The organism is Campylobacter sp. S4:11, assembly GCF_024723695.1.
Taxonomy (GTDB): domain Bacteria; phylum Campylobacterota; class Campylobacteria; order Campylobacterales; family Campylobacteraceae; genus Campylobacter_D; species Campylobacter_D jejuni_C.
In genome coordinates, this window is sequence record NZ_JANQDC010000090.1 from 1 (window position 1) to 561 (window position 561).

Sequence of the window (561 nt, forward strand, 5' to 3'; positions counted from 1 at the left end):
GGATTGTATGGATTTAAGTTTATTGGTTTGTTTTTGATCGAGTCTGAGTTTTGGATAATTATTGTTTATATTTTTTATTTTCATTTTAAGATAATCATCTTTATAGGCAATAAATTTAATTTTTGAATTTATAAGATTGATATATCTATCAACTGCAATATTAATTTTTTCTATGCCATTTAGAATTGCTATGGTTTTGGGATTATTTAAATCACAAATAGGAGCTATTGAAAGTTCTCTTAGGTACATATTATTAGCAAACGCACCATCTAAGCCAATCAATAGATTAATATATGTTACAATTTCTATTATTTCAAAATCATTATCATTTTTTTTCAAAAAATCCTCTTCTAAACGAGTATTTAGAAAAAATAAAAAATCTTCAAAAACTTTAAATCTTTCCTTATCAAATAAAAAATAAGTTTTATGTCCTATAAAAGTTTTTTCATTATCTAAAAGATAAAGTATAATATCCATATTTATTCTTAAAACAATTCGACTAGCTTTTCTTGAAAGTTCCTCATCTTCATCTAGGAATGAATAAATAGTTAGAGTTTTCAT

General features: G+C 22.8%; 1 protein-coding gene. It reads right to left on the reverse strand.

The window, feature by feature from the left end:
• Window positions 1-561: hypothetical protein (locus CAMP5053_RS08335; protein WP_337217652.1), on the reverse strand; the 561-nt coding region annotated here is incomplete at both ends.